General features: G+C 70.0%; 22 protein-coding genes. 13 read left to right on the top strand and 9 right to left on the bottom strand.

The window, feature by feature from the left end:
* Positions 1-175: 175 nt before the first annotated feature.
* The gene (locus KBX21_RS13515) at positions 176-1,459 is read left to right on the top strand and encodes a sensor histidine kinase (protein WP_049578975.1); all 1,284 of its coding nucleotides are present in this window, start codon (positions 176-178) and stop codon (positions 1,457-1,459) included.
* Positions 1,456-2,103, top strand: a complete 648-nt coding sequence (locus KBX21_RS13510; protein WP_210842111.1) for a response regulator transcription factor — start codon at positions 1,456-1,458, stop codon at positions 2,101-2,103. The genes KBX21_RS13515 and KBX21_RS13510 overlap by 4 nt, the downstream gene beginning before the upstream one ends.
* A 9-nt stretch (positions 2,104-2,112) precedes the next feature.
* Here the strand turns inward: KBX21_RS13510 and KBX21_RS13505 are convergent, their stop codons facing one another.
* The 9 genes from KBX21_RS13505 to KBX21_RS13465 form a co-directional block, all read right to left on the bottom strand.
* Positions 2,113-2,466: a hypothetical protein gene (locus KBX21_RS13505; RefSeq protein WP_210842110.1), complete on the bottom strand. Its 354-nt coding sequence runs from the start codon at positions 2,464-2,466 to the stop codon at positions 2,113-2,115.
* 238 nt (positions 2,467-2,704) lie between these two features.
* Positions 2,705-3,364, bottom strand: coding sequence for a bifunctional DNA primase/polymerase (locus tag KBX21_RS13500; RefSeq protein WP_369801140.1), 660 nt, complete (start codon positions 3,362-3,364; stop codon positions 2,705-2,707).
* Between the two features lie 91 nt (positions 3,365-3,455).
* A complete protein-coding gene (hemB, locus tag KBX21_RS13495) occupies positions 3,456-4,451 on the bottom strand; it encodes a porphobilinogen synthase (RefSeq protein ID WP_049579627.1) in 996 nt (331 codons plus the stop codon).
* Positions 4,452-4,512: 61 nt separating this feature from the next.
* Entirely contained in the window at positions 4,513-6,204 is a 1,692-nt protein-coding gene (locus KBX21_RS13490; RefSeq protein WP_049579624.1) for a uroporphyrinogen-III synthase, read from the bottom strand.
* Between the two features lie 239 nt (positions 6,205-6,443).
* Positions 6,444-7,415, bottom strand: coding sequence for a hydroxymethylbilane synthase (hemC, locus tag KBX21_RS13485; protein ID WP_049579621.1), 972 nt, complete (start codon positions 7,413-7,415; stop codon positions 6,444-6,446).
* Complete coding sequence (locus KBX21_RS13480) at positions 7,412-8,911, bottom strand: glutamyl-tRNA reductase (RefSeq protein WP_210842109.1); 1,500 nt, start codon at positions 8,909-8,911, stop codon at positions 7,412-7,414. The genes hemC and KBX21_RS13480 overlap by 4 nt, the downstream gene beginning before the upstream one ends.
* A 142-nt stretch (positions 8,912-9,053) precedes the next feature.
* Complete coding sequence (locus KBX21_RS13475) at positions 9,054-9,746, bottom strand: redox-sensing transcriptional repressor Rex (RefSeq protein WP_049579615.1); 693 nt, start codon at positions 9,744-9,746, stop codon at positions 9,054-9,056.
* A 426-nt stretch (positions 9,747-10,172) separates the two neighbouring features.
* Positions 10,173-10,439, bottom strand: coding sequence for a glutaredoxin family protein (locus KBX21_RS13470; RefSeq protein ID WP_049579633.1), 267 nt, complete (start codon positions 10,437-10,439; stop codon positions 10,173-10,175).
* 34 nt (positions 10,440-10,473) lie between these two features.
* Positions 10,474-10,731: a MoaD/ThiS family protein gene (locus KBX21_RS13465; protein WP_049579613.1), complete on the bottom strand. Its 258-nt coding sequence runs from the start codon at positions 10,729-10,731 to the stop codon at positions 10,474-10,476.
* A gap of 109 nt (positions 10,732-10,840) precedes the next feature.
* Between KBX21_RS13465 and KBX21_RS13460 the strand changes: the two genes are divergently transcribed.
* The 11 genes from KBX21_RS13460 (at position 10,841) to cas7e (ending at position 23,839) form a co-directional block, all read left to right on the top strand.
* On the top strand, positions 10,841-11,638 hold the full coding sequence (locus tag KBX21_RS13460; RefSeq protein WP_210842108.1) for a response regulator transcription factor: 798 nt from the start codon (positions 10,841-10,843) through the stop codon (positions 11,636-11,638).
* 264 nt (positions 11,639-11,902) lie between these two features.
* Positions 11,903-12,922 carry a hypothetical protein gene (locus KBX21_RS13455; protein ID WP_210842107.1) on the top strand — a complete coding sequence of 340 codons (1,020 nt, stop codon included), beginning with the start codon at positions 11,903-11,905 and terminating at the stop codon, positions 12,920-12,922.
* A gap of 141 nt (positions 12,923-13,063) precedes the next feature.
* On the top strand, positions 13,064-14,041 hold the full coding sequence (mshD, locus tag KBX21_RS13450) for a mycothiol synthase (protein WP_049573955.1): 978 nt from the start codon (positions 13,064-13,066) through the stop codon (positions 14,039-14,041).
* 283 nt (positions 14,042-14,324) lie between these two features.
* Positions 14,325-15,290: a phosphate ABC transporter permease subunit PstC gene (gene pstC / locus KBX21_RS13445; protein ID WP_049573959.1), complete on the top strand. Its 966-nt coding sequence runs from the start codon at positions 14,325-14,327 to the stop codon at positions 15,288-15,290.
* The gene (gene pstA, locus KBX21_RS13440) at positions 15,287-16,366 is read left to right on the top strand and encodes a phosphate ABC transporter permease PstA (protein ID WP_017544214.1); all 1,080 of its coding nucleotides are present in this window, start codon (positions 15,287-15,289) and stop codon (positions 16,364-16,366) included. Before pstC ends, pstA begins: the two co-directional genes overlap by 4 nt.
* Positions 16,367-16,381: 15 nt before the next feature.
* Positions 16,382-17,161 (top strand): phosphate ABC transporter ATP-binding protein PstB, encoded by a 780-nt coding sequence (pstB, locus tag KBX21_RS13435; protein ID WP_049573962.1) that lies wholly within the window; start codon positions 16,382-16,384, stop codon positions 17,159-17,161.
* Positions 17,162-17,263: 102 nt separating this feature from the next.
* On the top strand, positions 17,264-19,744 hold the full coding sequence (gene cas3 / locus KBX21_RS13430) for a CRISPR-associated helicase Cas3' (protein WP_210842106.1): 2,481 nt from the start codon (positions 17,264-17,266) through the stop codon (positions 19,742-19,744).
* A 35-nt stretch (positions 19,745-19,779) separates the two neighbouring features.
* Positions 19,780-20,133 (top strand): hypothetical protein, encoded by a 354-nt coding sequence (locus tag KBX21_RS13425; RefSeq protein WP_210842105.1) that lies wholly within the window; start codon positions 19,780-19,782, stop codon positions 20,131-20,133.
* Between the two features lie 146 nt (positions 20,134-20,279).
* A complete protein-coding gene (casA, locus tag KBX21_RS13420) occupies positions 20,280-21,947 on the top strand; it encodes a type I-E CRISPR-associated protein Cse1/CasA (RefSeq protein ID WP_210842104.1) in 1,668 nt (555 codons plus the stop codon).
* Entirely contained in the window at positions 21,940-22,518 is a 579-nt protein-coding gene (casB, locus tag KBX21_RS13415; RefSeq protein WP_156208091.1) for a type I-E CRISPR-associated protein Cse2/CasB, read from the top strand. The genes casA and casB overlap by 8 nt, the downstream gene beginning before the upstream one ends.
* Positions 22,519-22,564: 46 nt before the next feature.
* The gene (cas7e, locus tag KBX21_RS13410; protein ID WP_210842103.1) at positions 22,565-23,839 is read left to right on the top strand and encodes a type I-E CRISPR-associated protein Cas7/Cse4/CasC; all 1,275 of its coding nucleotides are present in this window, start codon (positions 22,565-22,567) and stop codon (positions 23,837-23,839) included.
* The last annotated feature ends 5 nt before the right edge of the window (positions 23,840-23,844 follow it).

Genomic DNA, 23,844 nt, shown 5'->3' with positions numbered 1-23,844 from the left:
TTTCTCGATGGGAGAAACGCTAGGAATTCCGCGCGGCGGGCGCATCGGCCCGGGGGCACACACGGGTCATGTGCCTGGCCAGGGGCGGACCATGCCGGAGGTCATGGTCCGAACGTGCCCTTGTCCATGACCCTTCGCGCATTCTCGTGAACGGCCCCGCGGCTACTCTCGAAGAATGCGGAAGAACGATTCCCTGCCCGACCTCTCCTCCTGGGTGGCGCTCCGCGCAGACCGCCCTCCCCGGGTCCTGAACCTGCTGTTCTGGGCTGCCGTGGTCTCCACCGGACTCACCTACGGGTTCGTGTTCCTCGTCGCCCCGGAGTTGTTTCCTTCCGGCGACCCGCTGGTCGACGTGGTGATCCTGGTGATCATCGTGTGTCTGGTGGTCTCCTGCGCGCTGTGGCCGCTGCTGGCCTGGTCGCCCTCGGCCTGGTGGGGACACCGGGCGGCCAGCGTCCTGTTCCTGGCCGTGTCCGTGTTCTCGCTGGCCTCCAACAACTACACCGTGCTGGTCCTGGTGTGTCTGGCCACCATGAACGCGATCGCCGTGTTCGGGATCGCCGGAGCCTGCGGCTACGCGGCCTTCCTCGGCGGGGTGAACCTCCTGCTGGTCCTGTTGGTCCCCGGCGACCCGCTGCTGATCGGCCTCGTGACGACCGGCAGCTCCCTGGTCCTGGTGCTGGCCTCGGGCCTGGTGTACGTCGCCCTGCTCGTGGCCTCCCAGCGGGCCGAACGGACCCGGGAGCTGCTGGCCGAACTGGAGGAGGCCCACGCGGAACTGGGCCGCCACGCGGAGCGCGTGCGTGAGCTGACCGTCTCCGAGGAGCGGGCGCGGATGTCGAGGGAGATGCACGACAGCACCGGGCACTACCTGACCGCCCTGGCCATGACGCTCTCGAACGCGTCGCGCTTTCGCACCGCCCGCCCCGAGGCGGCCTGGGCGGAGGTGGAGCAGGCCCGGGAACTGGCCCGGGACGCCCTCACCGACACCCGCCGCTGGGTGCGCGCCCTGCGCCCGCTCCAGCTGGAGGGGCACGCGGGCACGACGGCCATGCGGGCGATGGCCGAGTCCTTCGACGGCGGCGGTGCGCGCATCGTCTTCACCGATGCCGGGGCCTGGCCTCGTCTGTCTCAGGAGGCCGAGCTGGTCTGTTACCGGGCGCTCCAAGAGGGGCTGACCAACGCGATGCGTCACTCCGGTGGAGACCGGGTCGAGGTGGAGGTGGGCGGATCGGCGGAGGGCGCGTGCGTGTCGGTGACCGACAACGGCACCGGCGCCGAGGAGGGCGCGGCCCGAGGCGGGTTCGGCCTGCGCGGCCTGCGCGAGCGGGTGGCCTCCGTGGCCGGATCCATGGACACCGAGAAGCCGCCGGGTGGCGGGTTCCGGCTCCTGGTGACCGTTCCCGCCGAGTCCCGGGCCGAGAGCACCGCCCCGGTCATGGCCGGGGGTGCCGGGTGAGGCCGGTCTCGGTGCTGATCGTGGACGACCAGATCCTGCTCCGGCAGGGCCTGCGCAAACTGCTGGAGATCGAGGACGGCGTCGAGGTCGTCGGCGACGCGTCCGACGGGGTCGAGGCACTGGAGTTCCTGGCCTCGGCGCCGCCGCCGGACGTCGCCCTGGTGGACGCCCGTATGCCGCGCATGGACGGGATCGAACTCATCACTCGGATGCGCGCGGAGCATCCGGGCGTGCCCGCGGTCATCCTGACCACGTTCGACGACGACGAACTCGTCTTCGGCGGGCTGCGCTCGGGCGCCCGGGGCTATCTGCTCAAGGACGTCCCTCCCGAGGAGCTGGTGCTGGCGATCCGCCAAGCCGCGCGGGGCGAGACCGTCCTGGGCGGCCCGGCCGCGGACCACCTGGTGGCCGCCCTGACCGCTCCCCCGGCACCGGTGCCCTCCCCCGTGCGGCCGTCGGCGCTGTCGGAGCGCGAGTGGGAGGTGGCGCGCGTGGTGGGCACGGGCGCCACCAACCGGGAGATCGCCCGCACCCTGTTCATCACCGAGGGCACGGCCAAGAACCACGTCACGAGCATCCTGCGCAAACTGGACCTGCGCGACCGCACCGCACTGGCCCTGTGGGTCGGGGAGCACCGCGCCTGACCGGCGACGTCAGACCGCACAGAACTCCAGGATGGGGTCCCGGGTGTCCGCGACCCGCGAGAGCGCCTTGGCCAGGCCGGGCTCGTCACCGAAGTCGAGTTCCACCAGCACGGCATGGACCGCGTCGGCCCGCTCGGTCACCTCTCTGACCGGACCGTCGCGGGAGAGGAGCTCCTCCAGGGCCTCGACGTCGAGTAGGTGCTGGTCCAGGTCGGTGTAGTGCTGGTCCTGGAAGGGCACCCCGTCGACCAGCAGGTCCTGCTCCAGGGACTCCGCAGCGGTGTCCACGATGTCGATGTGCGTCTCGATGTCGGCACAGAGGCTCTCCACCCCCTCGGCGTCGACACCTTCCGGCTCGTCCACTCCGGAGGTCTCCGCGACGGGACGGGGTCCGAAGGGGGCCGGCCCTCCGGGGACGCACCCGACGGCCAGGAACAGCAAGGGGAGGAGGGCGGGGAGGACCCGGGCCCGCGCTGCCCGGGACCGGCGCGGGGATGGGGACCGGGGTGGGGGAAGTGTGTGGGTGGGTTCGCTCACAGGGGAGAAGTTACGGCATCGCGGCGATCCGGGCGCGTGGTCACGGCACCCGGCCGCGCGGCCCTCAGGCACCCGGGAGCGCGAACTCCTCGCTGGCGTCGTTGAGGATGTCCAGGACGGCGATCGGGTCCGGCAGGACCACCGCGCCCTCCACGTCGCGGGGGTTGCGGATCCAGGTGACGCGTCCCCCGGAAGCCAGCACGGAGGGAGCGCCCAGGACGAAGCTGTCCCGGCAGTGCCAGCGCAGACCCGGCATCGCCTCCACGGCCTCCGGGACGCAGTCCAGATGACACGACCACCACTCGTCCTCGTCCATCGGGGAGCGGGTGGCGACGAAGAACATGTAACGCGAGTCCAGGGCCGCGACCGGGCCCGCCGGTACGCCCGCGCGGCCCATGCGCGCCAGAGCCATCACACCGGCCTCACGGGGAACGTCCAGGACGTCGAAGACCCGGCCGGTCGGGAGCACGATGTTCGCCTGGGGGCTGGCCGTCCACCACCGGCGGATCGTCTCCGCGTCGGTGCTGGCCTCCACACCCCAGGCCGCGGTCACCGGGTGCGCAGCCGGGTCCGGACAGCCCATCCGGTCGCACGTACACGCCCGGTCCTCACCCGGGGCCGTGCCCCGCACCACCGGCCAGCCCAGTTCGGCGAAGCGCAGGGCCGACTCCATCATGCTGTCCGTAGCGTGGCGTCGTTTCCGTCGGTACAACACGTCGGCCATTTGGAACTCCCCGGTCGTGATCGGTGCGGGCGCGGCCGGGTGGAAGGGCCGGGCGCCCGGCGGCCGCGACCGGGGCGTGGGCCTCGCCGCGTCAACGCAGCAGGCGGGCCGCCTCGGTGGCCCAGTACGTCAGGATCTGTTCGGCCCCCGCGCGCCGGTAGGAGGTCAGGGTCTCCAGGATGGCCCGCTCACGGTCGAGCCAGCCCCTCTCGGCCGCCGCCTCGATCATCGCGTACTCGCCACTGACCTGATAGGCCGACACGGGTACCGGAGAGGACTCGGCGACCTTGGCGACCACGTCGAGGTAGGCCAGGCCCGGCTTCACCATGACCATGTCGGCGCCCTCGGCGACGTCCAGGGCCACCTCGCGCAGGGACTCTCGGACGTTGGCCGGGTCCTGCTGGTATCCGGAGCGGTCCCCGGACTGGGGGGCGCCCTCGGCGGCCTCACGGAAGGGACCGTAGAACACCGAGGCGTACTTGGCCGCGTAGGCCAGGATCGGCACGTGCGGGAAGCCCGCCCGGTCGAGCCCGTCGCGGATCGCCCCGACCTGGCCGTCCATCATGCCGCTGGGTGCCACCACGGCGGCCCCGGCCTCGGCCTGGGCGACGGCGATGGACGCGTACCGCTCCAGGGTGAGGTCGTTGTTGACGTGCCCGTCCTCCTCGAGCGGACCGCAGTGGCCGTGGTCGGTGTACTCGCACAGGCAGAGGTCGGCCATCACCACGATGTCGTCGCCGACCTCGGCCGCGAGGTCGCGCAGCGCCACCTGAACCACCCCGTCGGGGTCGTCGGCCTGCGAGCCCACCGAGTCCTTGTGCTCGGGGATGCCGAACAGCATGAGCCCGCCGACCCCGGCCTCCACCGCCTCACGGGCGGCCTTGCGCAGGCTGTCCCGTGTGTGCTGCACCTGACCGGGCATCGAGGAGATCGCCACCGGATCGGTGAGCCCCTCCTTGACGAACATGGGCAGGATCAGGTTCTCCGGGAGAACCCGGGTCTGCGCGACCAGGCGGCGCAGCGCCGGTCCTCGGCGCAGTCGGCGCGGCCGGGCGACGGGGAACTCCGCGTCATGGCTGGCGGTCATGGGTACTCCCGGATGGGCTGGTGGTGGTCGGGAGCCGAGGGCACGGCTCGGGGTTCGCTGTTCAGAGCTTGCGGCGGCGACCGCGGCGCTTCTGGCTGGGCTTGAGGACCGGCTTGCCCGCGTTGATCGCTTCCTGGCGCCTGGCCGCACCGTACTCCGAAAGCGCCTCCGCGAGGGCGGAAACCGAGGCTTTCGGCGCGACCACGTCCACGCGCAGGCCGAACTCGATGGCGGTCTTCTCGGTCTCCGGGCCGATCACGGCGATCGCGGTGGTGTTGTGCGGCTTGCCCGCGATCCCCACGAGGTTGCGCACCGTGGACGAGGACGTGAAGAGCACCGCGTCGAAGCCGCCGCCCTTGATCGCCTCGCGGACCGGCTGGGGCGGGGGCGCCGCCCGCACGGTGCGGTAGGCGGTGACGTCGTCGATCTCCCAGCCGAGGTCGGTGAGCCCGGCGGCGAGGGTCTCGGTGGCGATGTCCGCGCGCGGCAGCAGGACCCTCTCGATGGGGTCGATCTCGGCGTCGTAGGGCGGCCAGACCTCAACCAGGCCCTTGCTGGACTGGGCGTCCTCGGCGGGCTCCAGGTCGGGCTGGATACCGAAGTCGCGGACGGCCTGCGCGGTGGCCTCGCCGACCACGGCGACCTTGACCCCCGCGAACGCGCGGGCGTCCAGGCCGTACGACTCCAGGCGCTCGCGGATGGCCCGGACGGCGTTGACGGAGGTGAAGGCCACCCACTGGTAGCGGCCGGTCACCAGGCCCCGCACGGCGCGTTCCATCTGCTGCGGGGTGCGCGGCGGCTCCACCGAGATGGTGGGCACCTCCTCGGGCACCGCTCCGTAGCCGCGCAGCTGGTCGGAGAGGGCCACGGCCTGCTCCTTGGTGCGGGGCACCAGGACCCGCCATCCGAACAGCGGGCGGGTCTCGTACCAGGACTGCTCGGCCTGGCGGGCCACCGGGGAGCCGACGATCATCAGCGCGGGCGCCGTGACGTGGTGGTTCTTGGCGTCGGTGGACTTGAGTTCGGCAACCAGGCGGGCCAGCGTCGAGGTGACGGTGGTCTGCCGGGTGGTGCCGCCCGCGCGCACGACCGCCACGGGGGTGGTGGCGGGACGGCCACCGGCGATGAGGGCCTTGCACACGACGTCGAAGCCGGGTCCCCGGTGCTCGGGCGCCTCCTCCGGCGGGGCGTCGGCGCCCAGGATGACCAGGGGAGCGTCGCTGGCGGCGGCCTCCTGCCAGTCGACCTCCTTGTCGCCGTGCGGTCGGGCGTGCAACACACGCAGCTCGGCCTCGTCGTCGCCGAGCAGGGAGATGCCACCGAAGGTCGGGACGGAGGTGATCGAGGAGACCCCGGGGGCGACCTCAGCCTCGATCCCGGCCTCCCGGCAGGCGGCGACCAGGGCGGCGCCCCGGCAGCCGAAGAACGGGTCACCCGAGTACAGGCGCACCACCCGCTGGCCCTCGCGGGCATGGGTGACGGCGAGCGAGTTGACGTCGCCGCCGCACTGGGCGGCCTCCACCACCGTGACGTCCTCGGAGCAGTGCGCGAGCAGCTCCTCGCGGAAACCGGCGAGCTCCTCGGCCGCGGGCTCCCTGAGGGTGATGACCACGTCGGCCCGGCGCAGCAGCTCGGCGCCGCGCAGGGTCAGGAGGTCGGCGCCTCCCGGACCGGCACCGACCAGGGCGACGTGACCGGCCCCGCGCTCGCGGCGACGCGGTTCCTCCGGCTGGGGGCTGGCGTTGGCGTTCACGTACTGGCTCCTCGTTTGTGGGTCGCCCGCGCCCCGGGGTGCGGAGTCCGGGGCGGTGACGGGGAGGTGGTGGTGCGGTGGCGTCCGGACCCTTTCTCGCGGGGCGCGGGCGAAGTTGCCCCTGCTGTGCCTTGCTCCGCGGGCCCCGCCGTGTCGCACGGCGGGGGCCCACCCGGGTTCGGCCGCCCGCCCGGCGCGTTCGGCGGCGTGCGGGACGTCAGTGGACCGGGTCGCACGGCCTAGGGGGTGTCCCGCTCGGCGAAGGCCTCGGCGACGATGCGGTCGGCGCCCTCGGCGATCATCTGGCGGGCGAGCTCCCGGCCGAGCCCGACGGCGGCGTCGAGGTCCTCCGGCGAGTCCAGGTCGATGGTGCGCTCGCGCCGCACGGCGGTGGCGCCGTTGGTGGCGACCACGGCTGCGCGCAGGCGCAGGCGGCCCTCCGCGTACTCGGCGAAGGCGCCGACCGGGGCAGCGCACCCGGCCTCCAGCTCGGACAGCACGGTGCGCTCGGCGACGACCTCGGCGCGGGTGACCGGGTGGTCGACGGAACCCAGGTAGGCGAGGTCGGTCCCGGCGCGCTCGGTGCGGCACTCCACGGCGAGGGCGCCCTGACCGGGGGCGGGCAGCATCTGCTCTGGCTCGAAAACGTCGGTGACGTCGTCGCGGCGGCCCACGCGGCCCAGACCGGCGTAGGCCAGGACCACGGCGTCGAGTTCGCCGGAGGAGACCTTGCCCAGGCGGGTCTCGGCGTTGCCCCGGATGGGGAGGTAGACCAGGTCGGGGCGGAGCGCGGACAGCTGGGCGACGCGGCGGGGAGAGCCCGTGCCGACCTTCGCCCCGGCGGGCAGGTCCGCGAACTTGAGGCCGTCGCGGGCGCAGAGGGCGTCCCTGGGGTCGTCCCGCTCGGGGATGGCCGCCAGGACCAGCCCCTCGGAGGGGGCCGTGGGCAGGTCCTTGAGGGAGTGCACCGCGAAGTCGATGGTTCCGGCGACCAGCTCGTCGCGCAGGGCGTTGACGAACACGCCGGTGCCGCCGAGCTGGGTCAGGTGGGCCTTGGTGACGTCGCCGAAGCTCGTGATGAGCTCCAGCTCGATCGCCTGGCCGGTCCGCTCGGTGATCGTGTCGGCGACCCCCTGGGACTGGGTGGTGGCCATGGTGCTGCGGCGGGTGCCGAGCTTGGCGGGTACGGCGGTGGTGCCTTCTGCGGTCATGCCTTCTCCTGTGCGGGCCGCGCGGCGGGGCTGCGGCGACCGGGACAGGTCTCCCCGTCCGGGTCCTTCGGGATCTGGAGGTCGAGGTCGAACAGCTGGCGCAGGGCGGCCTCGTAGGACTCGCCGTCCGGGGCCGCGGCCAGTTCCTTCACGCGCACGGTCGGTCTGTGCAGCAGTTTGTCGGCGACACGGCGCATGGCGCGGCCGATCTCCTCGCGGGTGCGGTCGTCGAGGTCGTCGGGGAGGCGTCCGTGGAGACGGGAGAGCTCGGAGTCCACCACGTCACGGGCCTGGGCGCGCAGGGCGACGACGGTGGGCGCGACCTCGTTGGCGCGGCGGATCGCGCGGAACTCGTTGACCTCCTCGTCGACGATCCCGCGCACGAGCGGGAGCGCGTTGGAGCGGCCGGGGTCGTGGTCCGTTCCGGAGGCGACGGCCTGGCGCAGGTCCTCGATGTCCACGAGGTGGACACCGGGCAGCTCGCGCACGCCGGGGTCGATGTCGCGGGGCAGGGCCAGGTCCAGGAAGACCAGGGGGCGGGTGCGGCCCCGGGTGGCGGCGGCCACGGCCTCGGCGGTGAGCACGAGGCCCTGGGCGCCGGTGCAGGAGATGACGAGGTCGACGTCGGCGAGCGTAGCGGCGGCCTCGGCGAAGGGCACGGAGCCGGCTCGCACGGTGTCGTAGGCCTCGTTGAGGCACTCGGCCAGACGCGCGGCGCGCTCGGGCGTGCGGTTGGCGACGATGACCGTCCCGGCACCCTGGCGGGCCACGGTGTTGGCGGACAGTGCGCTCATGGAACCCGCGCCGAGGACCAGCACGCGGGAGCCGGTGAGCGGGCCGGAAGGGAGAGCGGCGCCGAGGCTGCGGGGTTCGGCGGGGTCGGAGAGGGCGCCCCTGCCGGACATGGGGCAGCCGGCGGGCGGGGTGACCTCGGCGGCGGGCAGCGACGGGTCCGGGGTGACCGCGAGCTCCCGGGTGGCGATGGTGAGGCCGAAGCTGACCATGTCGGCCCCGGCGTGGTCCAGGTGGGTCTCGGTGTGGGCGCGCTTGCCCACGCGCAGGGCCCGCTGTCCGAGGTCGTTGAGGACCCGGCCGACGGAGCCGGTCTCCTGGCCCTCCTTGAGGGCGTCGCGGACCTGGCCGAGGATCTGGCCCTCGCCGACGACCATGGAGTCGAGGCCGCAGGTGACGGAGAACAGGTGCTGGACGGCGTGGTCCTCGAAGTGCGCGTAGAGGTGCTCGTTGAGCTCGCCGAGGGTCACACCGGTGTGCCAGGAGAGGAGTTCGGTGATCGCCGCGACCCCGCCGTGCGGGTTCTCGACGTCGGCGTAGACCTCGGTGCGGTTGCAGGTGGAGACCACCATGACCTCGTTGACCGCGTCGGAGCCGACCATCTCACCGACCGCCCTGGTACGCGTCTCGCCGTTCAACGCGACACGTTCGAGCAGCGCCACCGGCGAACTCCGATGACTCAACCCCACGGCCAGGACACTCATCCGCACTCCTATGCAGGCACTATGTCTCTCCATGTTCGGGTACGGACGGGGACCACCGCCGTCTACCCCCCGAAACGCGGCGAACGCTCGCTCATCGCCGCCGCTCGAGCCTTGGGGACCCTGCCCCAGGACCCGGTCCGTCTCATGTCACTTCCAGCCCCGACCTGTGCGTCTGACCGTCGCCGTCGGCCCTGCGCTGCGCGTGGAAGGCGAGGATCTGGAGTTCGATGGACAAGTCGACCTTACGCACATCGACCCCGTCCGGCACATTCAGCACGACGGGGGCGAAGTTGAGGATGCTGGTCACTCCCGCTTCCACGAAGCGGCTGGCGACACCCTGCGCGGAACCGGCCGGTGTGGCGATCACCCCGATCGACACACCCCTGGAACGCACAACCTCCTCCAGGCTGTCAATATGCCTCACGTCCAGCGACGCCACGGACCGTCCGACCACGTCCGGGTCGGCGTCGAGCAGGGCCGCTATCCGGAAGCCACGGGTGCCGAAGCCCCCGTAGTTGGCCAGTGCGCGCCCCAGGTTGCCGATGCCGACGATGGCCACTGACCAGTCCTGGGTGAGACCAAGCTCACGCGAGATCTGGTAGATGAGGTACTCGACCTCGTAGCCCACGCCTCTCGTCCCGTAGGAGCCCAGATGGGAGAGGTCCTTGCGGAGCTTCGCCGAGTTGACTCCCGCGGCGCCGGCGAGCCCCTCGGAGGAGACGGTGGCGGTGCCACGGTCCTGGAGTGACTGGAGGGCGCGCAGGTAGACCGGAAGCCGGGCGACGGTGGCCTCCGGTATTCCCCTCTCCCGGGGCCGAGGCGGACGAGTTGTCACAGGGTGGCGCTCCTGGGGAGAGGTCGGTTCGGGCGGGTGCGGGGTACGGAGTTCGCGGCTCCGACACCGACGGCCCCGGACACGCGCCTCCCCCGCCCTACGGGTCGTGGGACCCCCAGATTACGTGCTTGTGAAAGCACGCACAAAGTGGGGTCCGATGTGACGCCCCGCGGGCGAGTTCCCACAAATGCACCCCCGTGAGCCCGCTGCGGAACAGGAGATCACATCGCACGCATTCCGGACGGAGGACACCGCCAGCGCGGAACCGGTGAGTAAGTCGCGGAGGCCTCCGACCCGCAACCGGGAAGCGACGCGTGAGCGATGCGGAAAAGGCACCGTCGGCAATAGCGGTGGCACCGCCACGCGCTCGACGGCGCCCATTCCCACACCCGCCCGTTCTCGGAAGTGACTCCGCGAGAGTTCCCCTCAGGAGGAGAGCGCGGAGCGCAGACGCCCCTCGGACACCCGCCAGAAATCGTGCCTCCGTCCGTCGACGAAGGTCACCGGGACCTTGTCCCAGTACTCCTCGCGGTCGACCTCCGAGACCTCCGCCAGGTCGTGCCCGGCCCGGTCCACGCCGAGGTCGTCCGTCACGCCCTCGATGACCGACCACGCCTCCTCGCAGAGGTGGCACCCGGCCTTGCCGAGCATGACCACGCGCGCCTTCCGCGTCCACTGCTGGGTTTCCGTCATGTTTCGCTCCGATTCCGCCACGCTGTCGGACACCTCACCCGCCCGCGAAGGGCGGTAGGACCTCGATCACAGTCCCGTCCGTGACCGGCACCTCACTGTGTGCCCGCCGACCCACGGGCCGTTCGTCCACCAGAAGCGACGAAGCCCCCAGCACGCGCTGGAAACGGTCGTCAGCGTGCAGGAGACACGCCGCTTCGAGGGCTGCCGCGAGGGTGTCGGCTTCGACTGTCTCCTCAGCCGTTCCGGCGGCTTCCTTCGCGGAAGCCCAGTACCGGATAGTGCACTTCGCCATGAGTTGATTATCCTTGGTGTTGCTCGGAGGCGACGTATTCGACAAATCTTCACCGGGGGCAATGGCGCCTTCGATCGCCCGACACAAGCGGGCCGACGAGAAGAGACGCATGAGCCATCTGCTGTTACTCACGAACTCGAACGAACCGTCCGACCACGTTCTTCCCGCCCTCGGACTCCTCCTGCACTCCGTGCGGGTGGCTCCCGCTGAGGCCGGGGCCCTGCTGGCCTCCGGAGTCAGCGGGAACCCGAGCGCCCCGGTTGACGCCATTCTGGTCGATGCGCGAACGGACCTGGCGGCTGCCCGTAACTTCTGCCGGCTTCTGGACACCACCGGACTGGACTGCCCGCTGCTGGTCGTCCTCACCGAGGGCGGCGTCGCGGCGCTGACCCCGGACTGGCAGGCCGACGACTTCATCCTGGTCACCGCGGGTCCGGCCGAGGTCGAGGCCCGTCTGCGCCTGGCGGTCGGGGCTGCCGAGGCCGGGTCCGACGACCCGGACGAGATCCGCCGGGGCGACCTGGTGATCGACGAGGCCACCTACATCGCGCGTCTGCGCGGCCGCATCCTCGACCTCACCTTCAAGGAGTTCGAGCTGCTCAAGTTCCTGGCGCAGCACCCCGGGCGCGTGTTCACCCGGGCCCAACTGCTCCAGGAGGTCTGGGGCTACGACTACTACGGCGGCACCAGGACGATCGACGTGCACGTGCGTCGCCTGCGCGCCAAGCTGGGCTCGGAGAACGAGTCCCTGATCGGCACGGTCCGCAACGTGGGCTACCGCTTCGTACCAGACCCCGTCTCGAAGTCCGGGTCGGCCCAGAAGCCGACCGGCGAGGCGGCCGAGACGACGGAGGCCACGGAGACGGCGGAGGCCGTGCCCGCCACCCGTTCCGCCGGGGCCTCCTGACGACGGCCCCACCCGGCTCCGACCGCTCTCCGGGGCGCCCATGGCCATGGGCGCCCCGGAGTCGTGTCCGGGACCGCGGCCCGACTCGGAGCCCGTCCCCCCATCCGACCAATTGGACGGCGCGCGCCCTCGTGCTCGGCGCCCCCACGCCCTAAGATCGGTGGGGCACCCGACGGACGGGGCTTGGCAGGCGTGGCGGAGTCGCGTCGCCGGGTGCGGCCCGAGTCGCTGAAGGCGCGCCCCCGGAGGAGTGAGATCGCACCGATGCCGACCCCCGCTACCCACGCCCCCCACAGACCCCGCCTGAGCAGCGTCATCGGCGCGGCCTTCGTCGGTTCCACACTGATCGCCGTGATGTCGCCGGCCCACGCCGACCCCGCCGACCCCGTTGCCTCCGCCGTCATCACCTTCTCCAGTGAGGCCGACTCCGTCGAACTCGGGGAGGCGGCCCCGCCCAACACGCTCTCGGTGACCAACACCGGGGACATCCCGATCTGCCTGCTCGAACTGCGGACCGACTCCGACGAGCTCCCGGCGGGCGCCCCCACCGCCTCCGTGATCGCACCCGAGATCACGACCCAGAGCACGGTCACCGGCGCGCCCCGGCAGGACACCACCGTGACGGCGACCCTGCGCTACGCGGCCGCCCCCGGTGAGGGCTGCCAGGGAGTCGACGAGAGCCAGGTGAAGGAGGTCGCGTCGAACCCGTGGACGGTGACGGTCACCGACCCCGAGCCCTCGCCCTCCCCCACTCCCACGGAGTCGCCTTCGGAGACCCCCACGGAGGAGCCGACCGAGCAGCCCACCAGGACTCCGAGTCCGTCGCCGACACCGTCCCCGACGAACTCCGAGAGCCCCACGCCGGCCCCGCCCCCGTCCGGCACGCCCACGCCCTCCCCCTCGGCGAGCGAGAGCAGCGCGGGCGGCGGTTCCGGGAACGAGCGCGGCCCCGCCCGGACCCCGAACCAGCCACCGCGTTCGACCGTGAGCACTGCCCCCACCAGCGGCGCGAGCATCCCCACGCTTCCCCGCAACGAGGCGGACCTGCCCGACCTCTCTCCCGGGGAGGCCGAGGACCTGGCCGAACTGCCGCTGGTCACGCCCACGGCCGACGAGGACACCGAGACCGAGGTCGCAGCCGACCACTCGGACATGGGCCCCTCGATCGCACCGGCCGTCCTGCTCGCGGCGTTCCTGCTCGCCCTGTTGCTCGCCACCCCGCTGGCACCCACCCGCCGGGTCCGGCTCGGCGGCGGTTACCAGGGCAGGCGACGCAAGGTCTGACACATCGACGAGCGGCCCGGGGCCACGAACGCGCGTTCCGGCCCCGGGTCCGCTCACGTCCGCCCACCGGATCGCCGTCCAGGGAGGCAGTACGGGCGTCGACGTGGGGAATTCGGCCAACACGATCTAGGATTCTGGCTCATGAGTACCCCGCTAGTCACTGACAACCTCGCACCGGAGATGGCCGGGCCCGTACTGGCCCTGGCCGAGGCCGCGCGCGTGCGGGACGGGGCCGCCGCCCTGTCCGAGCACACCCTGCTCCGGATCAGACACGGCGCCCCCTCCGGCAGCAGCCGCTTCCACGTCGTCTCCCACGACGACCGGGTCGTGGGGTTCGCGTTCGTGGAGAGAGGCGAGGGCGAGCCGGACTCCGGCGAGGTCGTCGTGCACCCCGAGCACCGCCGAAGCGGACACGGATCCACGCTGCTGCGCTCGATCCGTGAGGACGCGGGTCCCCACGGGGTGCGGGTGTGGGCTCACGGGCGCACACCCGGTGCGGTCTCGGTGGCGGAGTCCGAGGGCTGGGAGCCGGTCCGGGAGCTGCACAAGATGCGCATGCCCCTGCGCGACCTGGGCCCCGAGGTCCCGGGCGGCCCGTGGACCGCGCCCGAGCTGCCCGAGCCCGTCCTGCGGCCCGAGGTCTCCGAGAAGGTGCGCATCCGGCCGTTCGTCGTGGGCCAGGACGAGCAGCCGTGGCTGAGGGCCAACGCGCTCGCCTTCGCCGACCACCCCGAACAGGGTTCGCTCACCCTGGACGACCTGCTCCAGCGCGAGGTCGAGGACTGGTTCGACCCCCGGGGGTTCCTGGTGGCGTCCACCAACAGCGGCGCGATCGCCGCCTACCACTGGACCAAGACGCACGCCGACGGTGCCGGACTGAGCGACGACGAGGCCGTCGGCGAGGTCTACGTGGTGGGGGTCGACCCCGCGTGGCAGGGCACCGGGCTGGGCCGCGCCCTGACCCTGGCCGGACTCGTCCACCTGCGCGACGCCGGGCTGCCCTGGGTCCACCTGTACGTGGACGGTGACAACGAGGCCGCGGTGCGCCTGTACGAGTCCCTCGGCTTCACCATGTGGGACACGGACGTGATGTACGCCCCCTCCGAGCCCCGGAGCTGAACGCCGGTGCGGGCCGCCCCCGAAGGCCCGCGCGACGTGCGGCTTGTCACATTCACCGGACGAACCCCGGTGCGCCACAAGAGTGCGACACCGCGTTCACCTTCCGTTCATCTTCTCTGGGACAACTGGTCACTTCCTGCGCCTACCTTCGCAATCGGCGCGGTTCGGCTGTTTTCCGTGCGTTGGCCCTGGCACCGCGGTCGGGTCCCGCGTGGTTCACCGCCGTCCCGCTGGGACGCGGACCGATGACCAGCCCCGCACAAACTTCCGAACCGGAGAATCCATGACGACCACGGACGCGCCCAAGGCGGCACCCCCGCCCACGGGCAAGCGCCGGATCGGCGATGTCGTTTTCGCCGGGCTCGCCCGAGGATCGGGGCTCCTGATCCTGCTGATCCTCGCGGGTGTGGCCGCCTTCCTCCTGGTCCAGGCCTGGCCGTCGCTGCTGGCCAACACCTCGAACTTCCTGACGGACCAGTCGTGGAACGCCAACGTCCGGGAGAACCCGTCGTTCGGTGTGGCGGCACTGGCCTTCGGTACCGTCATGGCCGCCGCGATCGCGCTCCTGCTGGCCACCCCGGTGGCGATCGGCATCGCGCTGTTCATCGTCTACTACGCGCCCCGACGGCTCGCCACGACGCTCGGTTACCTGGTCGACCTGCTCGCCGCCATCCCCAGCGTGGTCTACGGCCTGTGGGGCATGATGGTGCTGGCCCCGCAGCTGGTGCCCGTCTACGAGGGCATGACGAAGTACCTGGGCTGGATCCCCCTCTTCGCGGGCCCCGCCTCCACCTCCGCCCGCACGCTGCTCACCGCGGGCGTCGTCCTGGCCGTGATGATCCTGCCGATCATCACCGCGATGTCCCGCGACGTGTTCCACCAGGTCCCGCAGGGCCACCGCGAGGCCGCGCTCGCCATGGGCGCCACCCGCTGGGAGATGATCCGCCTCGCCGTCCTGCCCTTCGGCAAGTCCGGGATCGTCGGCGGCGCCATGCTCGGCATGGGCCGCGCGCTGGGCGAGACCATGGCCGTCGCCATGATCCTCTCCCCGTCCCTGGCGATCTCCTTCAACCTGCTCCAGAGCGGCAACCAGACCATCGCCGCGCACATCGCCCTCCAGTACCCGGAGGCCACCGGCTACGGCGTGTCCGCGCTGATCGCCGCGGGCCTGGTGCTGTTCGCGATCACCCTGGCCGTCAACATGGGCGCCCGCTACGTCGTGGCCCGGGGCAACAAGGAGTCCGCATGAGCATGACGACGACGCAGCCTCCTGCCCCCGACGCGGGCCCGGCCGGGAACCACCTCCGCTCCGGCGCCCTGCCCAACCGCTTCCCGCTGGTCCTGCTGGTCGCGTGCGGCATGGTGGTGGCGGGCGTGCTGGCCGCCTTCTCCTCCTTCGGCGTGGTCCTGTGGGCCCTGCTCACCGCCGTCTCCTACGTGGTCATCGTCGTGACCGCCTCGGCGCGGATCGAGGGCGGCCGCAAGGCCAAGGACCGCCTGGTCACCTCGCTGGTCTACTCCGCGTTCCTGCTCGCCATGGCGCCGCTGGTGTCGCTGCTGTACACGGTGGTCGGCTACGGGCTGGACCGCTTCGACGGCCACTTCCTGTCCGTGTCGATGAACGGCGTGCTGCCGAGCATGGACGCGGGCGGCGTGTATCACGCGATCGTCGGAACCCTGGCGATCACCGGGATGGCCACGCTGATCTCGGTGCCGATCGGCGTGCTCACCGCCGTCTACCTGGTCGAGTACGCCCAGGGCCGCCTGAAGAAGGTCATCACGTTCTTCGTGGACGTCATGACCGGCATCCCGTCCATCGTCGCCGGTCTCTTCGTGGTGGCGCTGTGGATGATGCTGTTCGGCCCCGGCAAGACCAACGGCGCGGCGGGCGCGATCTCCCTCGCCGTGCTGATGATCCCGGTCGTGGTCCGCTCCAGCGAGGAGATGCTCCGCCTGGTCCCCCGCGACCTGCGTGAGGCCTCCTACGCCCTGGGCGTGCCCAAGTGGCGCACGATCACCAAGGTGGTGCTCCCCACCTCCGCGGCCGGGCTGACCACCGGAATCATGCTCGCCATCGCGCGCGTTATCGGAGAGACGGCACCGCTGGTCCTCACCGCCGGGTCGTCGGCCGTGTCCATCAACTGGAACCTGTTCGACGGCCAGATGATGAGCCTGCCGGTGTTCATCTACTCGCAGTTCCGCATGGGTGGGGCCGTCAACTACGAGAGGGCCTGGGCCGCCGCCCTGACGCTGGTCCTGACGGTCATGCTGCTGTTCGTCCTGGCCCGCGTGATCGGCCGCCTCTTCGCACCCAAGACCCGCTAAAACGAGGAACACCCTGTGGCGAAACGAATCGACGTCTCCGGACTGCACGTCTACTACAGCGACTTCCTCGCGGTCGAGGACGTGTCCATGACCATCGAACCCCGCTCCGTGACGGCGTTCATCGGCTCCTCCGGCTGCGGCAAGTCGACCTTCCTGCGCACCCTGAACCGCATGCACGAGGTCACCCCCGGCGCCCGCGCCGAGGGCAAGGTCCTCCTGGACGACCTCGACATCTACGGTCGCGAGGTCGACCCGGTGATGGTCCGCAGCGAGATCGGCATGGTCTTCCAGAAGGCCAACCCGTTCCCCACGATGTCGATCTACGACAACGTGATCGCCGGGGCCCGGCTCAACAACACGCGGATGAGCAAGTCCGAGGCGGACGGGCTGGTCGAGGAGTCGCTGCGCGGCGCCAACCTCTGGGAAGAGGTCAAGGACCGCCTGAACAAGCCCGGCTCGGGCCTGTCCGGCGGCCAGCAGCAGCGCCTGTGCATCGCCCGTGCCACGGCCGTGAAGCCGTCCGTGCTCCTCATGGACGAGCCCTGCTCGGCGCTGGACCCCATCTCGACCCTGGCGATCGAGGACCTCATTCACAAGCTGAAGGAGGACTACACGATCGTGATCGTCACCCACAACATGCAGCAGGCCGCCCGCGTCTCCGACCGGACCGCCTTCTTCAACCTCTCGGCCCCGGGCAAGCCCGGCAAGCTGATCGAGATGGGCGAGACGAACCAGATCTTCACCCGCCCGGAGAAGAAGGAGACCGAGAACTACATCACCGGCCGGTTCGGGTAGCCGACCACGGATCGGTTCGGCTCGAATCCGTTCTGTCACTGCCCTGTGCTTCCCTGAGGGGGTCCCGTTGATCGGGGCCCCTTCTGCGTTGGAAAGCAGGACATGTCACCTCCTGAGTACACCGCGTTCACGTCACCGATCCAGATCGAGAAGCTGGTCCTCACCGCCTGGGGAAAGCTGGGACCGAAGACGGACGCTGAGCCGCACGCGCTGATCTGCCACGCCCTGGACACCTACGCAGCGGCCGAGGCCCTGTACGAGGTCTTCCTGGGGCCGGAGATCCGCCGAGAACTGGAGGAGGGGCTGTCCCCTCTCGCGAATCAAGGTCTGGATCCGGAGGAGGCGAGGCAACAGGTTCGCGCCTGGATCTTCCTCCTGTGCGCCCTGCACGACCTCGGCAAGCTCTCCCCCGCGTTCCAGGCGCTCCGGAAGGACCGGGCCAGGGTCCACATCCCCGAGGAGTTCCACCGGAGCCTGGAGGGCGACTGGCGCAAGGCCCGCCACGAACGCGTGACCGCGGTGCACTTGGAGACATGGCTCGGAAAGCGGGGCGCGCCCTGGTCGGCCAGGTACAACATCATCGACGCGCTGGGCGGCCACCACGGTTGGCTCCCCCATCCGAAGCAGACCCGCCAGGCCGCGGCGCAGGCACACAACCTGGGTGACGAACGCTGGGAACGGGCGAGGCACCTCTTCATCGAACTCGTCGCCGGTGCCGTGGGACTGGCTCCGTACACCGAGGGTTGGCGGGAGACCCATCTCTCTCCGGCGGCTGCGGTGGGGCTGGCCGGGCTGACCATGGTCAGCGACTGGACCGCCTCGGACGAGACGACCCTGAAAGGTGAGTCCTACCCGCGTCGCAGCAGCCTTTCCGTGGACGAGCTGCCCGGCTACCTGGACAGCGCTCGTACCTGGATCCACACCAACCTCGGCCGGGTGAACTGGGTGCCCTGGGAACCTCCTGCGGACACCTCCTTCGGCTCTCTCTTTCCGAAGGAGAAGGGCGCCCGGCCGCTCCAACAGGCCGTCTCCCAGCTCCTGGAGGGAGTCAGCGGGCCCGGCATCCTCGTGGCTCAGGCGCCGACCGGAGAGGGCAAGACCAAGGCCGGGCTCCTGGCCTCCACCATCCTCGCCGCACGGCTGCGGCGGGCAGGTGCCTACCTCGCCTCTCCCAACCGTTCCCTGGCCCGGGACGTGCACGCTCAGGCGAACGACCTGCTGGACCGTGCCGGGTCGGGACTCCGCTCACACCTGCTGTACGCCAAGGATCCCCACGACCCGGACAGCGACCCCACCCTGCTCGAGACCCTCGCTCCGAGAGACGTCTGTCCTGAGGATCACGAGATCCGAAAGTGGGCCCTGAAGACGTTCCACATCAACCGAGGCATCATCTTTCCCTTCGGAACCGGAACCATCGACCAACTCCTCAAGGCCGCGATCCGCGGCAAGAGCGTCACCATGCGTCTGTCCGCCGTGAGCAACAAGGTCCTGCTCCTGGACGAGGTGCACTCCTACAACGCCCACATGTCCGCGTTCCTCGAAGTGCTGCTCTGGTGGTGCGGTCGTATGGGCGTTCCGGTCGTAATGCTGTCGGCGACCCTCACCGACGCCCAGAGGACGAAGCTCGTCAACTCCTGGCGCAACGGTGCCAGGGTGCGACAGGGACTCCGCCCCGAGTGGGTGGAGATCCCCTCCCAGTCGGGTGACCCATGGAAGCTCACCTGGGCCGAGCCCTCTGATATCCCGCAGGTCCAACCGGTGAAGCTGTCCGAGGACAACCCCCTCCGGACCATTGAATGGGAGCCAGTCCCCAACGACCCCCAGGAGATCGCCGGCCAGGTCCTCGATCGGCTGGGCGAGGGGGGTTGCGCGGCGGTCATCCGCAACACCAAGAACGGGGCTCGCGACGTGTTCGAGGCGTTGGAGCACCAGTTGGAAGCACGTGGGTGGAATGGGACCGCGACACTCCTCCACCTGACCGGTGATCGCACCTACCAGCGCCGCCGGCGGGAGAACGAGGCCACGCTCAACGAGCTGCGCGGTCCGGAGTCCGTTCAGCGGGAGAACGCCGGCGCCGAGCGAGTCATCGCCGTGGGTACCCAGGTGCTGGAGCACGGCGTGGACGTCGACTTCGATTTCATGGTGACGGACCCGGCACCGGTGGACCATCTGTGCCAGCGGCTCGGGCGGCTACACAGACACCGAGGGCGCTCACGGCCCGCACCGGTGGCCGAACCACGGGTCCTGATCATCAGGGGCAACACCCCCGGGACCTTTCCTCCCGGATCCGCGATCATCTATGCCAGGAGTCTGCTCCTGGCGACGGAGGGTCTTCTCTCCGAGCGGAGTTCCATCGCCCTGCCCCACGACCTGCCCGAGCTGGTGCGCAGAGCCTACGAGGACCACTCTTCCCTCCCTGTCGAGTACGGCCGAAGAGTCGCTTCCGCTGAACTCGAACGCCGAATCCGCATCGATCGGGAGTGGACCGGTGCTCAGACCCGCCGGATCGAACGCCTGGTGGACGGAGACCGCATCAACCAGCTCACCCACGACGCCCACTCCAGCCGAGGCACTCGGGACTGAGCCCGAAACGACGCTCCACACTCGAAGGAGGTTCCATGGACGAGGAACTGGATGGCCTGACGCTCATTCCCCTGTGGGAAACGGAGGGTGGGCACCGAACACATTTCGGCAGGAGAGTCAACCTGTCAGCGGTTCGGATCGACTCCGACACCGTGTCCGCGCTGAGAGACTCGTCGATCCTCCTGGAGGTCGACGAGGAGATCACCGAGGAGATACTCGAAGCCCTTCGTGATCAGCTCGACCTTCCAGAGTCCTTCGAGGCGACCGGTTGGTTGAGCGGGCACCGTGTCCTGCACGTGGGTCCTGACGACCGCGCGACCGTCGGACCATTCACCTTTACCCTGCATCCGGTGTTCGGGCTGGGGATCGTGAACTCGGACTCCGTCTGACCATTACCGGCCAGCTTTTTCCGGCGAGAGCTTTCGAATTCCGAACACAGGGCACAGCAGCTTGGATAGGGTCGGGCCCAGACTCCCTTCTTCCTTGCCACCCCTGGCCCCATCACTGATGAACGATCGGCACGGAAAGACGAGCATTGAGGTTCGACCTTCTCCGAGAACCCTGGATACCGGTAGTCACCCTCAAGGGCGAACCGGAAACTGTCGGTCTTCAGGAGGCCCTGGACAGGGCACACGAATTCCGCTGGCTCCAGGGTGAGACCCCCACTGTCACGGCAGCCCTGCACCGACTGCTGGTCACGCTGACCTTCCGCGTCTATTTCGACGGGATCGAGAGCGCGGGATGGCGCACGCGGTGGTCCGAGCTGTGGCACCGAGGGCCCTTCCCCACGGAGCGGCTGGACCGCTATCTGAACGGTGAGGGGGATTCCCCCGGATACCGCGACCGGTTCGACCTGTTCGGAGACCGCCCCTTCTTCCAGACGCCCGACATCCCGGAAGAGTTGCTCGGCTCCACCGCCAAGCTCACCATGTTCCGCGCCGCGGGCAACAACGCCACGCTCTTCGATCACAGCACCCAGGAAGACCAGGTGGAACTGAGCCCCGCCGAGGCGGCTCGGTGGCTGGTCACGGTTCAGGCCTTCGACACCGGCGGCCTCAAGACGGGGAAACATCCCTCGCAGCCGTCCCTGGGCAACAGCTCAGCGACGGTCCTCATCGAGGGTTCCACCCTGCGCGAGACCCTCCTGCTCAACACGACCCCGAACTGGGGCGACGACACTCTGGACCCGCGACCGGGGCCCGGCGATCGGCCCGTCTGGGAACGTGACCCCGCGGACTCCCAGGGTTCGCAGGAGGCCGACAAGCGAGGCCGCGCCCCCTATGGTCTGCTGGACCTCCTCACCTGGCCGTCACGCCACGTGCGGCTCCGTGGTCGGGTTGGCGCGAACGGCGTCGTCATCGACGGGGTGGCCATCCTTCCCGGCCCCCGGCTGAGTACGGATCTCCGTCTCGTCGAGAACATGGCGGCCTACCGTCGCACCTTCACCAAGAAGAAGAACGTGCCCGGCAAGGGAGTCGCCAGCCCTTGGAAGCCCGTCCAGCTGGAGGAGCTGCGTGGGGTGTGGCGGCACTGCCGCGAACTCCTGTTGGCCGACGAGGACAACGACAGTCAGCGAGAACGCTTCCGCCCCCGAAACCTGGACCACGTGGCCGAAAGGCACCAGGGGAGGGACGCCCTGCCCGAATCCACCGTCTACACGATCCGTGTGCTGGGGCAGCAGCTCGACCCCAACCGAGGCGCGGTGCACACCTGGCTGGAGGAGGTCGTGCCCGCCCCCGCAGCTGTGCTTCGGGCACGGCCGCAGGAGACACGGCTGGAACCCCTCATGGGATTGGCCGTTTCCCTGGCCGATGACGTGGGTGACGAACTCGGAAAACTGGAACGGGAATATCACGCACTACTCCGGGATACTCCGAGAGCGGAAAGGAAACTCCTCCAGCAGTGGTTCTGGCCTCGGCTCTCCGAGCACTTCAACGACTACCTGGTCGATCTCGGCGAGAAAATCAAGGAGGACCACGAAGGTGCCTTCGGGCCCACGGAGAACTGGGCGAACGTCGTTGAGGAGACCGCGGAGGAGGCCCAGCACCGATGGGTGGAGATCCTTCCCCGAAGATCAGCGAGAAACCTCCTGGCGCTCGCGGAATGCACCTCGGGGTTCCAGGAACGGGTGCGTGGGATCCGGCACGAATTCGACAGGAACCTGAGGAGCTACGACCCCAGGCCGAGGACAGAGGATGAGTGACATGAGCACCCCGGGCCCCCGGATCCACCGAGGCCGAAAGAACTTCGTCCACGGACTGTACTCACTGGGGCGTGACCTGGAGTCCCAGGAGGCGAGCCGGGTCGCGAGGGCGCGGAGGATCCTCGCCCGGGTACGTCGGAGTACCAACGATCCGCACTACCTGCCCGACGTCGTCGACCTCGTCCTCCCCCACTCACCCGAGCCGGACGAGAAGGAGGTCTGGAACTTCGTCGCGGTCCTGTTCTCCCTGAACCCGCGATCAGCCACGAGTGGATGGCGAAGGCCCCTCGGCATCGCCATGAGGGACTGCGGGACCGGCTCGTCCGCCGAGGCCCGTCTGCGCCAACTGCTCACCTCCGACTGGAACGTCCTCCAGAACCGGTTGCGCCAGGCCGTGCGGATGCTTCAGCAGCAGAAGGTGGCGCTGGACTACGGCCAACTCCTCGACGACCTGGTCGATCTCCGTCAGGCGCCAGCGGGGAGCCCACGTGCGCACCAGGTGCATCTGCGTTGGGCCGAGCACTTCCATACCGGTCGGACCGCGCCACGGGATCAGAGTCCCACCCGGTAACGCCTTCTCCCACCCCTCGACAGCACACACCGCACGGAGTCCGCACGTGAACATCGAACTGCACCTGCTCCAGTCCTTCCCCACCAGCAACCTGAACCGGGACGACGTCGGCCAGCCGAAGAGCGTCACCTTCGGCGGGGTCGTTCGCGGCAGGGTCTCCAGTCAGTGCCTGAAGCGCTCGGCCCGGACGCTCTTCCCCCGATACGGGCTCGACCAGTCGGAGCTCGGTGAGCGCACCAAACGCCTGCTACTCGTCACCGCACGGTTGCTCGACGGCGCGTCCGACGCCGATGTCCCCTCCGACGAGGCACGTGGAATCGTCCAGCAGGCCTTGGCCTGGATGGGTTTCGCCATCGCGGAGAAGGACCTCACGCAGTACCTGTTCTTCCTGGGCCCCAAGGCCGCCGAAGAGCTCGCCGTGTACTGCCGCGAGCACTGGGATGATCTCGCTGAGCAGGGCGACAAGCGGCGCAAGCTCATGAGCGACCTCGAGAAGGCTCAGGAGAAGCACAAGCTGGCCGAGGGCGAGGACCGGAAGAAGACCAAGACCCAGGTCGACAGCCACAAGAAGAAGCTCGACAAGCTCGACGAGGTCCCGGCCGCGAAGAAGAAGGAGACGAGGACGGCCGCCGACCGCGTCCTCAGCGCCGGTCGTTCCGTGGACATCGCGCTGTTCGGTCGGATGATCGCGAACAACAAGGATTTCAACGTCGACGCCGCTTCCCAGGTCGCGCACGCCATCTCCACGCACGCGGTGTCCACCGAGTTCGACTTCTTCACCGCAGTGGACGACCTCAAGGTCAACGAGGCCGACCAGGACGCCGGTGCGGACATGATCGGGGTGGTGGACTTCAACGCAGCCTGTTACTACCGCTACGCCAACGTCGATCTCGATCAGCTTCGGCGCAACCTGGTCAGCGGTTCGGGAGCCACAGCGGACGACGGCGAGATCAACGAGCTCATGGATCGGGCTCTGGGTGCCTGGATCCGCGCGTTCGTGAACTCCACTCCCAGCGGCAAGCAGAATTCGATGGCCGCGCACACACGACCCGACACCCTCATGATGGTGGCCCGCGAGCACGGCTCCTGGAACCTGGCCAACGCCTTCCTCAAGCCGGTGGAGGGAACCGCGATCATGGAGGACTCCACTGAGCGCCTCTTCGCGCACTTCAGCAAGCTCAGGGAGTTCTACGGTGACGGGGAGATCAGCGAGGTGGCCGCCTCCTCGTTGTCCGGTGAGGTCAGCGGCCTGAAGGAGGGGGAGACCGTGCCCTCGCTGGACGCTCTGGTCGAGCGTGCCGTGGCCGCGTCGCACGGGTGAACCAC

Origin of the sequence: Nocardiopsis sp. B62 (assembly GCF_018070675.1) — a bacterium.
In the GTDB taxonomy this organism is placed as follows: Bacteria; Actinomycetota; Actinomycetes; order Streptosporangiales; family Streptosporangiaceae; genus Nocardiopsis; species Nocardiopsis prasina.
Note: the sequence above shows the minus strand (reverse complement) of the source record. Positions and strands in the feature narration are given on the sequence as shown.